Source organism: Saccharopolyspora indica (assembly GCF_027853965.1).
In the GTDB taxonomy this organism is placed as follows: Bacteria; Actinomycetota; Actinomycetes; order Mycobacteriales; family Pseudonocardiaceae; genus Saccharopolyspora; species Saccharopolyspora indica.
The window spans coordinates 22,188-37,153 of record NZ_JAQGLB010000025.1 but is presented as its reverse complement, the minus strand read 5'-3'; the positions used below and the strand labels follow the sequence as shown (position 1 = coordinate 37,153).

General features: G+C 65.3%; 9 protein-coding genes. 1 reads left to right on the top strand and 8 read right to left on the bottom strand.

Annotated elements, in window-relative coordinates; translation table 11 throughout:
• Positions 1-27 precede the first annotated feature (27 nt).
• The 4 genes from OU416_RS35050 to OU416_RS35035 are packed head-to-tail and all read right to left on the bottom strand — an operon-like array spanning position 28 to position 7,896.
• Positions 28-3,216, bottom strand: coding sequence for a type I restriction endonuclease subunit R (locus tag OU416_RS35050; protein ID WP_270931376.1), 3,189 nt, complete (start codon positions 3,214-3,216; stop codon positions 28-30).
• A complete protein-coding gene (locus OU416_RS35045; protein ID WP_333779674.1) occupies positions 3,217-4,392 on the bottom strand; it encodes a restriction endonuclease subunit S in 1,176 nt (391 codons plus the stop codon).
• A complete protein-coding gene (locus OU416_RS35040; RefSeq protein WP_270931374.1) occupies positions 4,389-6,011 on the bottom strand; it encodes a class I SAM-dependent DNA methyltransferase in 1,623 nt (540 codons plus the stop codon). Before OU416_RS35040 ends, OU416_RS35045 begins: the two co-directional genes overlap by 4 nt.
• Positions 5,932-7,896, bottom strand: coding sequence for a hypothetical protein (locus OU416_RS35035; RefSeq protein ID WP_270931373.1), 1,965 nt, complete (start codon positions 7,894-7,896; stop codon positions 5,932-5,934). Before OU416_RS35035 ends, OU416_RS35040 begins: the two co-directional genes overlap by 80 nt.
• A 187-nt stretch (positions 7,897-8,083) precedes the next feature.
• Here OU416_RS35035 and OU416_RS35030 point away from each other — a divergent pair, with 187 nt between their 5' ends.
• Positions 8,084-9,766 carry a DUF6119 family protein gene (locus tag OU416_RS35030; RefSeq protein WP_270931372.1) on the top strand — a complete coding sequence of 561 codons (1,683 nt, stop codon included), beginning with the start codon at positions 8,084-8,086 and terminating at the stop codon, positions 9,764-9,766.
• Positions 9,767-10,041: 275 nt separating this feature from the next.
• On the opposite strand, the gene pgl is transcribed toward OU416_RS35030, so the two are convergent.
• Genes pgl through OU416_RS35010 form a run of 4 tightly spaced genes read right to left on the bottom strand, consistent with a single transcriptional unit; the run spans position 10,042 to position 14,910 of the window.
• Positions 10,042-10,791, bottom strand: coding sequence for a 6-phosphogluconolactonase (gene pgl, locus OU416_RS35025; RefSeq protein WP_372907281.1), 750 nt, complete (start codon positions 10,789-10,791; stop codon positions 10,042-10,044).
• A gap of 5 nt (positions 10,792-10,796) precedes the next feature.
• Positions 10,797-11,747, bottom strand: a complete 951-nt coding sequence (opcA, locus tag OU416_RS35020) for a glucose-6-phosphate dehydrogenase assembly protein OpcA (RefSeq protein ID WP_270931370.1) — start codon at positions 11,745-11,747, stop codon at positions 10,797-10,799.
• Positions 11,744-13,282 carry a glucose-6-phosphate dehydrogenase gene (gene zwf / locus OU416_RS35015; RefSeq protein ID WP_270931369.1) on the bottom strand — a complete coding sequence of 513 codons (1,539 nt, stop codon included), beginning with the start codon at positions 13,280-13,282 and terminating at the stop codon, positions 11,744-11,746. Before zwf ends, opcA begins: the two co-directional genes overlap by 4 nt.
• Positions 13,279-14,910: a glucose-6-phosphate isomerase gene (locus OU416_RS35010; protein WP_270931368.1), complete on the bottom strand. Its 1,632-nt coding sequence runs from the start codon at positions 14,908-14,910 to the stop codon at positions 13,279-13,281. Before OU416_RS35010 ends, zwf begins: the two co-directional genes overlap by 4 nt.
• Positions 14,911-14,966: the final 56 nt, after the last annotated feature.

The following is a 14,966-nucleotide window of genomic DNA, read 5'->3' as shown; positions in this document are numbered from 1 at the left end:
CATCTGCTGACATGAGCGGGCTGTGGGTTAAAGCGTCCGTGCTGCGTCTCGTAGCGCCATCGTCTCCATCTGTTCGATGACGAGTTTGATGGCTTCGGGCTGCTTGTCCGGCGGGTACTTGTACTTAACCAGCAGCCTCTTCACCGACGAGCGAAGCTTGGCGCGGACGTCGTCGCGGACGGTCCAGTCGGTCTTCTTGTCCCGGTTCATAATGCTGACAAGCTCGCGGGCAATCTGAGCGAGTACGTCATCTCCTTGAAGGTCGACGGCGGACTCGTTGGTGCAGACGGCGTCGTAGAAGGCGAGTTCGTCGGTGTCCAATGGCGGTTCGAACTTCTTGCCTCGGTCGCCTTCGGTAGCGACTTCCTTGGCCAGCTCGATGAGTTCAGCGATGACCTCGGCAGAGGTGAGCTGCTGGTTAGTGTACTTGCGCATGAGTTCGGTGATTCGTTCGGAGAACGCCCGTTGCCGGACGAGGTTGTACCGGGTGACGCGGCCTGATTCCTCGGTTAGCAGTGATCGTAGCGCCTCGATGGCCAAATGCGGGTTGTTGGCTCGCTGCGCCTTCTGCTGGAACTCAGGTGTGAGCTCGGACAGCGACGGTTTGGGCATGCCCGCGGCCTCATAGATGTCGACGATGCCGGTGGTGCCGGTGGATTCGTCAACGAGAGCGGCGAGCATTCGCTGGATGTCTTCGGGAACGGGTTTACCTTCGGCCCGCCGTTCCTGCGCGTCGAACTTCGCCATCCATACCCGAACTTCTTCGAAAAAACGTGCGGAGGGGCGAAGTTCTTCCAACTCTTCGCTACCGGAGCACAGTGCCCAGGCTCGGGCGAGCTGGTTACTGAGTTTTCGGAACCGGTCACCGAGCGTCTCCTCGCCTGGCTTAACCTGGTTTCCAGAGGTGTTAGCGGAGCGGAGGTGGTTGGTGAGTCCTTGCGCGGCGTAGACGAACCCTTTTTTGCCGTTCTTCTTTAGCGTTTCGCGCCATGGATATCCAGAACAGAGCACTTCAAGTTGGGACAGCAGCGTGGTGGTGAGTGCTATGGCTTCCTTGACGTCCTTGCCGACAGGCCTGTTCTCCTGGTCGCTTTGGGTGTACTCGGCGAGCGCTCTGTTGAGGTTATCGGCCAGAGGCGCATAGGCGACGAGGAGTCCGTCCTCTTTACCCAGATACGTGCGATTGACGCGCGCGAGAGTCTGCATGAGCAGCGCGCCCTTGAGCGGCCGGTCGAGGTAGAGGGTGTGCAGTGGCGGCGAGTCGTAGCCGGTGAGCATCATGTCCTTGACGATCACTAGCTGTAGTGAATCATCCGGATCGCGTAGGCGCTGCTTGATGGTCTTGTTCTCGCCTTCTCTGCGCACGTGCTGCGAGATTGGCGGCTTGTCGGAGGCGGTCCCGGAGTAGACGACCTTGATGACACCCTTGTCGATGGCGTCGTCGTGCCAGTCGGGACGCAATTCCTTGATCGCGGTGTAGAGGTCGGCGCAGATCTTCCGCGTGTTGCATACGATCAGGCCCTTGCCGGGCCCGGAGATGAACTTCTCCATCGCCGACGAGCGAGTCTCCCAGTGCTTGACGATGTCGGAGGCCAGTGTGGCGATGCGCTTGGGCGCGCCGTAGACGGTGTTGATGACTGCGACGGACTGTTCGACCTGGGCGCGTTCGACGTCATCGAGCCCGGTCGTGGCTTCGTCGGCCGCCTGATCGAGATCGTCTTCGGAGACGTCCTCAGTCAGACCGATCTTGATGAGCCGGGGTTCGAAGTAGACAGGGACCGTCGCGCCGTCCTCGACCGCTCGGCTCAGGTCGTAGATGTCGATGTACCGGCCGAAGACTTCGCGGGTGTTGCGGTCGGAGAACGAGATCGGTGTGCCGGTGAACGCGATTAGTACCGCGTTCGGTAGCGCGTCCTTGAGGTGTCGGGCGTAGCCGTCGAGGTCGTCGTAGTGACTGCGATGCGCTTCGTCGGCGATGACGATGATGTTGCGCCGATTCGACAGCAGTGGGTGGTCAGCCCCGGAGTCCTTTTCAGCCCTGCTGAGCCCGAACTTCTGCAGCGTTGTGAAGTAGATACCACCGGTGGTGCGGTCGGTCAGCTCTTTGCGCAGCTGCAACCGGGTGGTGACTTTAACAGGGCTTTCCGCAAGCAGCAGTGACCGGTCAAAGGTGTCGAAAAGCTGGCCGTCGAGTTCTTTTCGGTCGGTGATGACCACGACTGTCGGGTTCTTCAGCGCGGGCTGGGTGCCGACGAGATGGGTGTAGAGCTCCATCTCCATCGACTTGCCGGAGCCTTGGGTGTGCCAGACAACGCCGGCCTTGCCGTTACTGGCCGCGGCTTCGACGGTGGTGCCGACGGCCTTGGTAACCGCGAAGTACTGGTGTGGCTTGGCAATCCGCTTCACGTATCCGTCCGCGCCTTCGTCGAACGCGACGAAGTTGCGCTGCAACTGGAGGAATCGTTCGGTGTTGAACACCCCGTCGATGAGGTACTCCAGCTCCAGCTGGTGCTGACTTTCGCCGACGTCGTCGGGGTTGATCGGTTTGCCGTCGTCGTCGACATTCCATGGCGAGAAGTGATTAAGCGGAGTGAACGGTGTTCCGTAACGAGCAGTGATGCCGTCGCTGATCACGGTGAGTACCGTGAACCGAAACGTCATCGGAAACTCACGCAAATACGTGTCGAGCTGTGCGTGCGCGGCACCGAGATCCGCTTGCTCTGCCCCCGCCTGCTTCAACTCGAAGAACGCAACCGGGAACCCGTTGAGATAGCAGACGATGTCGAATCGCCGCTCATGCTCCAGCGATCGTACGGTGACCTGGTTGACGGCCAGAAACTCGTTATCCTCCGGCCGGTGACTGACCAGGCGGATCGTCGGTGTCTGCTCGACACCGTCTGAATCTACATAGGTGATCTTGCGGTAGCCGTGCACCAGTGCATCGTGCAGCCGCCTATTCTCGCTGATCGGGTCCTGCGATTCGGGCTGGACGAGCTCCGCGAACGCCTGCTCCAGCCATTGCACGGGCACCTGCGGGTTCAACACCCGCATCCGTGCCACCGCACGATCCTTGAGCACTAGGTCATCCCAGGACGTGCGACCATGCTCCGTGCCCGGAGCGATCGCGGTACCCGGCAGGTGCTGCCACTCCCGCTCCGCCAGCTCCTCCAGCGCGAGCTGCTCCCAGTCCGCCTCACTGAACCCGACCTGCGACATTTACACGGCCTCCTCAACGACCTTTTCGGCATCACGAACCCGAACCTTCCCCGACATCAGGAGGGAAAGGAGGGAGTCGCGGGTTTTCGCGAGCATATGGGACTCTTCTTCGAGAGCGAGAGCATGGGCATCAAGCGTCGCCAACTCGGCTCCGACCGCTTGCTGCTCTTCGCTGCGCGGGACGAGGATTTCGAGCCCTGCGAGAAGGTCGCGCCGAAGCTCCGTCTGACCGGTGCTTCCTTCGGCAAGGCTCTCAATCTGCTTCTCAAGACGCAGCAGGCCGAAGCCAGCGCAAACGGGATCAACGAGGTTCGCGTCGAAGCGCACGATGCTGATGTGGGAATCGACGGTCGCGTCCATACCGCGAATCCAGCGCGCTGCACGCCCCAGGGTTCCGAATCCGGTTGAGTTCACCAGCACGTCGTGGAGACGTAGCATCTTGTTATCGCGTGTGGACGACGACAAGGTGGCCCTGCCTGGTGCCAGGTTGACCCTTTGGTTCCGGACGCACTTCTGATTGAGAACAGTGATGCCGCCGTCCTCGGTGTACTTCGGTGTGACCCCTCTGGTGATGATCTCCGTGACATCGCGAACGATGTGCCTGACGCCGAGCTTCGCTGCGCGATCGAACAAAGCTCGTGCGAGCTGGCTTGCGAGCCGCTGGGCTCGTTCGTTGGCGGCGATCTTGTCGTCGAGTGCCCCCAATACCTCCGCAATCGCCCGCTGCTCGGGAAGATTCGGCACGTTCGGCGTGGGGAAAGCGCGTACGTCGGCGACGTTCAGGTGTGGAACCGTTGACCCGGAAGCGTTGACCTGCAGATCCGACTGCCTGATCGGTGAGATCAAGTAGTAATAGAGGAACTGCGAGTCCACCGCCGATGGATCAGGTCGAAGCAGTACGGTGCGTTGGCCGGGAGCGACGTTTTCTTCGGCTGGAATCCGCACTACCGGCCCGACAGGTGCTTCTCGTGCGAGAAGAATGTCCCCGTGCTTGGGATCGAGTCGCCGGGTCCAGGCTTCGTACGTTACGCGATTGATCCGGCGGGCTTCGCTGTAGTTGATGGAGTTATCGCGCATGGCCGGAGTTCCCACGGCGAAGTACTCGCCGGACTCGTCGATCGGTGCGGTCTTGTGCTCGCAGTCCACAATGTGTGAACATAGGTCGTCAAGTTTCATGCGATCCGCCCCAACTGCTCGCGTACGACCTGTTCCAGTCGGTTTGACTCGTCGAACGTCGACAGGAGTTCCTTGGTGAGTCGTGCGATCTTCTCGTCGATGGGTTCTCCGTCGTCTTCGACTTCGCGCGCTCCGACGTAGCGTCCGGGCGTAAGGGCGTAGTCGGCTGTCTTGATCTCGGCCAGCGTCACCGACTTGCAGAACCCGGGCACGTCCTCGTAGGTGAGGTTTTTCTTGGCGGCGGAGCGGGTTCCGCGCCAGGCATGGTAGGTGTCGCCGATGCGGACGATTTCTTCATCGGACAGCGCGCGTTCGGCGCGGTCGACCATGTAGCCCATCTCGCGGGCGTCGATGAACAGAACTTCGCCCGAGCGGTCGACTCCTGCGTAGTCTCCGGCTTTCTTGTTCTTTGCGAAGAACCAGACACAGACCGGAATTCCGGTGCTGCGGAACAGTTGGGTGGGTAGGGCAACCATGCAGGAGACGAGATCGGCTTCAACGATCTGTGCACGGATCGCGCCCTCACCGTTCGAGTTCGACGACATCGAGCCGTTGGCCATGACGACACCGGCCGCGCCATTGGGCTTGAGCTTGGAGATAATGTGCTGGAGCCAGGCGTAGTTGGCATTGTTGGCTGGGGGCACACCGTACTTCCAGCGTGGGTCGTTCTCGTTGCGGGTCCAGTGCTTGATGTTGAATGGTGGGTTCGCCATCACGTAGTCCATCTGGACTTCGGCGTGCTGGTCGCGGGCGAAGGTGTCACCCCAGCGAGAGCCGAGCCCGTTGTGGTTGATTCCGTGGATGGCAAGGTTCATCTTGGCCATGCGCCAGGTTTCTTCGAGACTTTCCTGGCCGTAGATCGCGACCTGCTTCGGGTCGCCATCGTGGTCGTAGATGAACTTTTCGGTCTGCACGAACATGCCGCCCGAACCACAGCACGGGTCGTAGACACGGCCTTTGTCGGGTTCGAGGACCTCGACGATGACCTTGACAACGCTGGGTGGAGTGAAGAACTCACCGCCGCGTTTGCCTTCGGCGCGGGCGAATTTGCCGAGGAAGTACTCGTAGACCTCGCCCATGAGGTCACGGGCCTTGTGCTCACCTTGGCGGGAGAAACGGGCGCTGTTGAACAGGTCAATCAGCTCGCCGAGGCGGCGCTGGTCGATGTTGTCTTTGTTGTAGAGGCGGGGGAGTGTGCCCTGTAGCGTTGGGTTCTCCGTCATGACCGCCGCCATCGCCTCGTCGACGAGCTGCCCAATCGTCTTGGAGTGCTCGTTGCCAGCGAACAAGGTCCCCTTCGCGTTCTCCGCGAGGTATGACCATCGTGCGACTGGGGGCACGACGAACACGCCGTAGCCCTGGTACTCCTCAGGTTCGTCGATTAGCTCGGCGATCTGTTCCTCGTCGTAGTCCTCGGCCTTGAGTTCGGCGCGGATGGCATCTCGGCGTTCCTCGTAGGCATCGGAGACGTACTTGAGGAACACCAGCCCGAGGATCACGTCCTTGTACTGGCTGGCTGACAGCGAACCACGCAGTTTGTCAGCGGCCTTCCAGAGCGTGTCCTTGAGTTCCTTCATCGTCGACGGCGCCGACGGCTCCTTCTTCTTGCGGGGAGGCATCCTCGATCCTTCTTCCTCTGTTCTCACCGTGGCCGGCGATGGTGATCGCACCTTCGGCGACCCCGTTGATCATGCGTCCGGTCAAGTCCTGGACAGCGGCCAAGCGCTCGCGCAGTCGTGCCTCGTAAGCGGAGGCGGCGGCGAGCGCGGCGTCAAGTCCCTCCGCGCCGTTCCCCAGGTTAGGGATGTTCCACGCCAGGGGATCACCGGCCGTGTCCGGAAGTCGGTTGATGATCGCTGCCAGCGTATGCGGGCCGATCCCAGCCCCGCGGGCCAGGCGGAAGACCCGGGCGGGAGCCCGAAGCAGCGATCCTCCGATCGGGTCGACCCAAGCCTTTGGCCTGTCCTTGACGTACACAATGTCGCCGGGCTCAGTGCGGGTGGCGTGCGGATAGAGCTGGGTGGCTTTGAATGCGTCCAGTCGAATGCCCGTTGGTCCGGACGCGTCGACAACGTCGACCGTGCCGTCTGGGTCGTGATTACTCTGGTCGTAGCGCTTCCCTCGTTTGATCTTCAGAAGCCCTTGTTGCTGCAGCTGCCCTAGCGATAGTCCGCTTACATCTATGGTGCCGATGGTGGGGTCGACGAAGACGTCGAATCCGGGCAGCGGTTCGGCAGTGCGTTGGGTTGCGGCGATGACACGGTCGCGGTGGTCGGTGGGTTCGGTGGTGACGAACCGTGCCGCGCGAGTTCCCCGGGGAACGACGGGTTGCTTGCCCAGGACAGCTGAGAGCTCGCGCAACCGCGCATAGCGGAACGCTCGGGATGAGTCATCTCGTAGCGCGGCCACGACGTCCGCGGCTACGTCGGGGGCATCGAGATCGTCGAGTGTCGCGATGTCGGTGACCCGCAACCGTGCGTCACCACGTCCGGCGCAGACCCATAGCCCGAGCGCCTGACGATGTGCCTCTCGCCAAAGACCGCGAGGTAGTCGGGCGGCAAAGACCACATTGCCCGGACGGAGCGTTTCTGCCCGGTTTTGCTCGTCGTTTCCTTGGAGCTCGTCGCACAGCGCCGACGCCGGACCGAGAATCACCGCCACATCCGATTGTCCCAGCCCCAGGATGACCCCGTCGATCTCGTCGAGCGTGGAGCTCGTATCCGAGCCGAGGACTGAGTGGAGGTGGACGCTCGGCAGTGCGGTGTCGCTGCTGGTCTCGATGCCTTGGATCATTGCGCGTTGAAGCAGGGCGCGATGATCATCGCCCGATTCGGAGTCGGGCACGATCAGTTCGGCGAAGTCGACCGCGACCGTTAGAGATAGCCGGTGCGATCCGCCGGTGTGAACTAGGGGAACGCCGGCAGGAGCGAGCTCCCGTGCACACGCGGTCGCGACCGTGCGCACCAGGTCAAGTGCTGCATCGGTGAGGCCACGGGTGGCGTGTTCGCGGCCGACACGACCTCGTTCCAGCAGATCCAACGCCTCGGCCGGTCCATGGGAGGCTTCGGAGACGTCGTCCGTATGGCGCGCTCCGGCGCTGGTAGAAGTGCGGATCTCGCGCAGCAGGAACTGATCCTCCTGGTCGATCTCCTCCGCTAGGTCCACGAGCGCGTCGTGTGGCAGCTCGCCGAGCTCCTCGCCGGTGATGGACCGTAGACACAGCAGGGCCACGAGCTCCTCAAGCGACACACCGTCGGGAGTGCTCCATGCCGGGGCATCCAAGTGGATGTCCGGGTTGTTGCCCCGCCCGGTGGCTTGCAGCCATTTGACGACCTCTTCTTGGCGGAACCGCGGGTTTCCGGGCGTGTCGTCGATCGGTGACGGAAACGGGAAGGATCGGCCGTACACCGTAGGACGCTTGCGCCACGAGCTCACCACTGCACGCTGCACATGTGCGAGTGCGGCGATGTCACTAAGCGTCAACGTGGCTTCCGGATCCGTCACGGCTGCCCTCCTTTCCGATCATGGCAACGTTAGCCCCTTCGGGATACTAGTCCAGTTCTTCTCTGATAAGCCCCTTTATCGGGGAAACGATGGAGGCGTTCCGAACCAGCTGTCACTGTCGAAGTGGTTCCGATCTTCCCCGTCTGGCTCGGAGGTCTGACTCCGGCGCGGAACCGTGGAGAAGCACGTGACGACCAACACGTCCAAGCACACGCTCTACCGACTTGTCGGTATACCAGCGACCACCGACGGTCTGCGGAAAGCGCTGGATCGCGACCGCCTCGATGCACTTGATCACAAAGTTCAGGTGGCGCCGCACTTCGCCGAGCTTGGTGTCCCGGCCTTGCTCGTGATCGTGAACGACGTGCGCGATGAGGCGGAATGGTGCCCAGAAGTCCGGCGCACCACAGGATGCGACGTGGTCGAGCCGAGCTGGCGATCTTCCGCAGTGCTGGTGCTGGCCGTTGACGGTCAGGTTTACGCCATCGGTTTTGACCAGGGATTCCGGCTGATTCCTGACCGGCTTAAGGACACGAACTTTGGCCTGTCGTTCGCACTTCGGGCGGTGGACCCCAACGCGGTCTTCGGGATGACGTCGAAAGTGCTGGGTGAGGGGCGCACGGATATCACCATGATTGCGGGCGGTGCGCCGGTGAGCCGCCTCGGCGTCAACGAGTATCTGCGGATCGTGCGTAAGGTCGCAGGCGAGGTCCACGGGGTGGCGTTGACGCGGACCCGCCTTGGCAATGAAACGCTCGTTCGAGTCGACGGAGGGTTCGGGCTTCAGCTTCCGCTCGGTATCGAGGCGAAGAACCTGGTAGCCGATATCCGCGAGGTCGCTCGGGTGTGCTGTCAGAACCGGCCTCACCGCGCGCTGGAATTCATCGAGCATGTCCGGCCGGTTCGTGATGAAGCCACTCTGGCAGAGCTGGATCAAGTCCTGGACGACGTGTTGGGTGATCCGGACGGTGGGCTCGTCACCGCCGCGATGCCGTACAACCGTCTTGATGAGATCGCTGCGGCGCGGGATTACCGCATCAAGATCAGTAAGTCTGAGTGGCGTCACTCCGACGAGTTTGACCTGAACTACGTGCTGAAGAGATTGGCCATGCACCGGGCCGGTCATCGTGCGTCGGCGTTGCGTGATGCGGAAGTGGCACTGTTTCGGCGTGTCCACGATCGGGTCTCGGCTGATCTCGCTACTGACCCACTGATCCGGTGGTTGGAAGCCAATGTGTCGCTCGGATCCCGCCGGTTCCACCTCACTGACAACCAGTGGTACGAGCTCGGCGAACGCTACTTGCCCGAGATCGTCAACACTGTGACTCGGGTGATTGTCCCGAGTGCGTCAGTGGAGCTGCCGAAGTGGGAACCGGGGGAGAAGGAAGGTGACTACAACGCAAACGCCCCACGACGATGCCCATCCGCCGGACTTATTTGCCTGGATAAGAAAGCGGTGAGGAATCCGCTGAAATCGCCGGACACGCTGGAAGTTTGCGATCTGCTCTCCGCTGACGGCACGCTGGTCATGGTCAAGCAGGCGAGCGCGTCCGATGCTCTGAGTCACCTGTTCCACCAGGGGCTTGTGGCAGTGCAGATGCTGCTTGGTAACGCTCAGATCCGTGAACGGTTCGTACGCAAGGTACAGGATGTCAGTGGTCGTATCATCCCGAAGGACTTCAAGCCAAAGCGTGTTGTGTTCGCGATCCTGCTCAAGAAGGGGGTGGCGCTCACTCCGGACTCACTGTTCGCGTTTTCGCAGGTCGCGCTTGCGCAGACGGTGAACTTGCTGGAGGAGTGGGGGGTAGAGGTTGAGGTTGTTGGAATCGAAGCTGGCACCGTTGACGAGGTTGATGAAGTGGCTGCGTGAACGGTGCCGTGACGACCTTAGGCGACGTGGCTCCCCGTCACCGTTCATACTGACTCCACTCGAGGCACCGAGCGTTGCGCGGCCAGGTGCTGAATGAGTATCTAGCGGACAACGAAGACCGTAGGGGATGGTATCTCGGCAGGTTAGGCAGTGAGCGCAGTAGGTCTTTCGACGAGGTGTTCGCTGACGAAGCGCAGTCTGCTGAGGGCTGAGCTGCGAGAGCTGAAAACGCCGAGTGGCGCCCCGGAAAGTCAGGGCGCCACTCGCTGTTGGGGTCAGCTTCCGGTGGGGAGCTGGGTCGCCGCTGTCGCGTCCAGGAGCCAGAGCGTGCGGTCGCGACCGCGGGCTCCCGCTGCCGGGATGTCCACCGGCTTCGCACCGGCCAGGGCTGCCGCTACCGGTTCGGCCTTGGCCGCTCCGGTCGTCATCAGCCAGACCTCCGACGCCGCCCGGATCGCCGGGAGGGTCAGGGAGATGCGGGTCGGCGGCGGCTTCGGGCAGTCGTGGACGCCCACCACCGTTCGCTCCGCCTCCTTCACGTACGGCGTGTCCGGGAACAGCGACGCCGTGTGGCCCTCTTCGCCGACGCCCAGCAGCAGGACGTCGAAGCGGGGCACCGCGATGTCGGTGGCCGGGGCCGCTTTGGTCGCCAGGACCTCCGCGTAGTGCGCTGCGGCCGCATCCGCGTCCGCGCCGAACTTGCCGTCCGACGGGGCCATCGGGTGCACCCGCTCCGGGTTCACCGCGACGTGGTCCAGCAGCGCTTCGCGGGCCTGGGTCTCGTTGCGCTCCGGGTCGCCGTCCGGCAGGAACCGCTCGTCGCCCCAGTAGACGTCCACATCGGACCAGTTCACCGCGTCGCGGGCGGGGGAGCGGCGGACCTGCTCCAGCACGCCGATGCCGGTGCGGCCACCGGTGAGCACCACCGAGGCCACGCCGTGCGCGGCCTGGGCGTCCACCAGCGCGGTGATCAGCCGCGCTGCCGCCGCGGCGGCCAGCAGCTCGCCCGAGTCGTGCACCACCACGCGGGTCACGACTCGTCCTCCTGCTGCTCCGGCTCGTCATCGCGGACGATCTTGTCCAGGCCGCCCAGGGTGGCCTCGTAGATCTCGTCCGGGTCCAGGCGGCGCAGCTCCTCGGTGAGGCAGTCGCGGACCTCGCGGCGGTGCAGCGACACCCGGCGGTCCGGCTGCCCCGGCTGGGTCAGGACACCGACCTTGCCGTCCGGGCGGACGATCTCCACGTTGCCCGACGGGCGCTCCAGCACCGCCGAGACGATGCCCGGCCCGCGCGGGTGGTCCACCCGGCGCACCGGGACCTGCAGGTAGCTGGCCAGCCACCCGGCCAGCAGATCGGTCGACGGGGAGTCCGCCGCACCGGTCACCGTGGCGGAGGTGACCGGCTCGTGCGGCGGCAGGTCCATCGCCGAGGCCAGCATCGCGCGCCACGAGGTCAGCCGGGTCCAGGCCAGGTCCGTGTCGCCGTCGGCGTAGGACTGCAGGCGCTTCTGCAGGGCCGCGATCGGGTCGGCCTCGTTGGCCGCGTCGGTGATCCGCCGGTGCGACAGCGCGCCGATCGGGTCCTTCGACGGGACCTCCGGGGCGTTGGTGGGCCACCACGCCACCACCGGGGCGTCCGGCAGCAGCAGCGGGACGACCGACCCCGCGCCCTCGTCGGCCAGCGGCCCGTACAGCCGCAGCACGATCACCTCGGAGGCACCCGCGTCACCGCCGATGCGGATCTGGGCGTCCAGCCGGGGCGCGGCCTGCCGCGCGCCGCTGGCCACCACGATCACCCGGCACGGGTGCTCCCGGCTGGCGTCGTTGGCGGCCTGGATGGCCTTCTCCACCTCGGTGCCGTCGCCGGTGACGACCACCAGCGTCAGCACCCGGCCCAGCGCGACCGCGCCGCCGGTCTCGCGCAGCTCCACCAGCTTCTTGTTGACCTGCGAGGTCGTGGTGGACGGCAGGTCGATGATCACGGTCGCCTCCAGACGCGTCCGGTGCGGGCCAGCATGGCGTCCGCCGACGGCGGGCCCCAGGTGCCCGCCTTGTAGGGCTGCGGCTTGCCGCGCTCGGCCCAGTGCTCCAGCACCGGGTCGAGGATCTTCCAGGACAGTTCGACTTCCTCGTTGACCGGGAACAGCGACGGCTCGCCCAGCAGCACGTCCAGGATCAGCCGCTCGTAGGCCTCCGGCGAGGACTCGGTGAAGGCGTGCCCGTAACCGAAGTCCATGGTCACGTCGCGCACCTCCATCGAGGTGCCCGGCACCTTCGCGCCGAAGCGCATCGTCACGCCCTCGTCCGGCTGCACCCGGATCACCAGGGCGTTCTGCCCCAGCTCCTCGGTCATCGTGCTGTCGAACGGCAGGTGCGGCGCGCGCTTGAACACCACCGCGATCTCGGTGACCCGGCGGCCCAGCCGCTTGCCGCTGCGCAGGTAGAACGGCACCCCGGCCCAGCGCCGGCTCTCCACCTCGAGGGTGATCGCCGCGTAGGTCTCGGTGATCGAGTCGGCGGCGAACCCGCCCTCCTCGTGCAGCCCCGGCACCAGCGAACCGCCCTGCCAGCCACCGGTGTACTGGCCGCGCGCGGTGGTCTCGTCGAACGGGCCGACCGGCTTGGTCGCCGAGAGCACCTTCACCTTCTCCGCGCGCAGGTCCTGCGGCGCGAAGGAGACCGGCTCCTCCATCGCCGTCAGCGCCATCAGCTGCAGCAGGTGGTTCTGGATCACGTCGCGGGCCGCGCCGATGCCGTCGTAGTAGCCCGCGCGACCGCCCAGCCCGATGTCCTCGGCCATGGTGATCTGCACGTGGTCCACGTAGTGCGCGTTCCAGATCGGCTCGAACAGCTGGTTGGCGAAGCGCAGCGCCAGCAGGTTCTGCACCGTCTCCTTGCCGAGGTAGTGGTCGATGCGGAACACCGAGTCCTCGGGGAACACCTCGTTGACGATGTGGTTGAGGTGCTTCGCGCTCTCCAGGTCGTGGCCGAACGGCTTCTCGATGACCACCCGCCGCCAGCTGTCCCCGGACTGGTCGGTCAGCCCGGAGCGGGACAGCTGCTTGAGCACCGTCGGGAACGCCGACGGCGGCACCGACAGGTAGAAGGCGTGGTTGCCGCCCGTGCCGCGCTCGGCGTCGAGCTGCTTGACGGTCTCGGCGAGCCGGTCGAAGGCCTCGTCGTCGTCGAAGGAACCCGGCACGAACCGGATCCCCTCCGCCAGCCGGTCCCAGACGCTCTGGTGGAACGGGGTGCGCGCGTGCTCCTTGACCGCCTCGTAGACGACCTGGCCGAAGTCCTGGTCGGCCCAGTCGCGGCGGGCGAACCCGGTCAGCGCGAAGCCCGGCGGCAGCAGGCCCCGGTTGGCCAGGTCGTAGATCGCCGGCATCAGCTTCTTGCGGGACAGGTCACCGGTCACGCCGAAGATCGTCAGGCCGCACGGGCCCGCGATCCGGGGCAGCCGCTTGTCCCGCGGATCCCGCAGCGGGTTCTGCCACTGCTGGTCGGGCGGGGTCACCGCGCACCTCCTCGCGCCAGGTCCTGCACTGCCTTGACCAGCTCGACCAGTCCGGCCGCGCGGTCGGTGAGGTGCAGCCGCAGCACCGGCCGCGTGTGGTCGGCGAGCACCTGCCCGTCGCCGAGCGCCTGAGCGCGCTGCAGACCGGACAGCGTGTACGGCCGCTCCGGCACCTGCAGGTCCTGCTCGGCGTCGCCGGTGATCTGCAGGAACACGCCGTTCTGGTGACCGCCCTTGTGGTACTGGCCGGTGGAGTGCAGGAACCGCGGACCCCAGCCGAAGGTGGTCTGCAGCCCGCTGCGGCGCGCCAGCTCCGGGCGCAGCACCGCGGCCGAGGCGTCGTCGAGGCGGTCCAGGTAGGCCTGCACCGCCAGGTAGCCGTTCTTCGGCGCAGCGGCCAGGAACGCGCGCAGCGCCTCGGCCACCGTGCCGACCCCGGCGGAGAGCCACTCGCCGGAGGCGTGCACCTCGATCGAACCGTCCACCAGCACCGGTGTCGCGGCCGGGCCACCGGCCGGGCCGTCCAGCAGCGCCCGCGCGGCCTTCTTGGCGGCCTCCACGTCGGGCTGGTCGAACGGGTTGATGCCCAGCAGCCGGCCGGCCAGCGCGGTGGCGAACTCCCACAGCAGGAACTGCCCGCCCAGCGGACCGGTGGTGCTGATCTTCGCGCCCTTGACGGCCGGGCCGACCGCCACCGTGGTGGCGTCCTCGCCCGCGTCGGCGAAACCGGGCGCGTCGGTGCCCTCCACGACGACCGGCAGCAGACCGGTGCCGTTCTTGCCGGTGGACTCGGCGATCAGCTGCTCCACCCAGTCGCCGAAGCCCTTGATGCCGGAACCGGTGTCGGCGAACACGACCTTCTCCGCGCCACCGGCGTGCGCCGCGCCGAGCGCGGCGGCCAGCTGCACGGCCGGGTTGTCCGCGTCATCGGTGCTCAGCCGCCGGAACGCCGCGGCCGCGTCGTCCAGCAGCGCCGAGACGTCGGCACCGGCCAGGCCCGCGGGCACCAGGCCGAAGGCGGTCAGCGCCGAGTAGCGGCCGCCCACGTGCGGGTCGGCGGTGAAGACCTTGCGGTAGCCGGCCTCGCGGGCGGCCGTCTCCATCGGGGAACCGGGATCGGTGACCACGATGATCCGGGTCACAGGATCGATTCCGTTTTGCGTGAAGGCCTGCTCGAAGATCCTGCGGTGCGAGTCGGTCTCGACGGTGGTGCCGGACTTCGAGGAGACCACCAGCACGGTGCGGTCCAGATCGCCCGCCAGCGCGTCGGCGACCTGGCCGGGATCGGTGGTGTCCAGCACGACCAGCGGAACCCCGGCGGTCGCGGTGATCACCTCAGGGGCCAGCGACGAGCCACCCATGCCGGCCAGCACCACGCGGTCCAGGCCCTCGGCGTGCAGTTCGGCGCGCAGCGCGTCGATCTCGGCCAGCAGCGGGCGGGAGCTCTCGTGCAGCGTCGTCCAGGACAGCCGGATGGATGCCTCGGGCTCGGCGTCCGGACCCCACAGCGCGGCGTCCTGGGCGGCGAGCTTGCCGGCAACCGCATCGGCGGCCAACCGCTCGACCAGCGGTCGGGCCTCGGCCGCTAGCGCCACATCGGGAATGTCGACGGAAATTTCGGTTGCCATGTACTTCCTTAACAGCGCTCGACTTGTTGGGTCGAACCCCAGTTCGATCTGGCCTT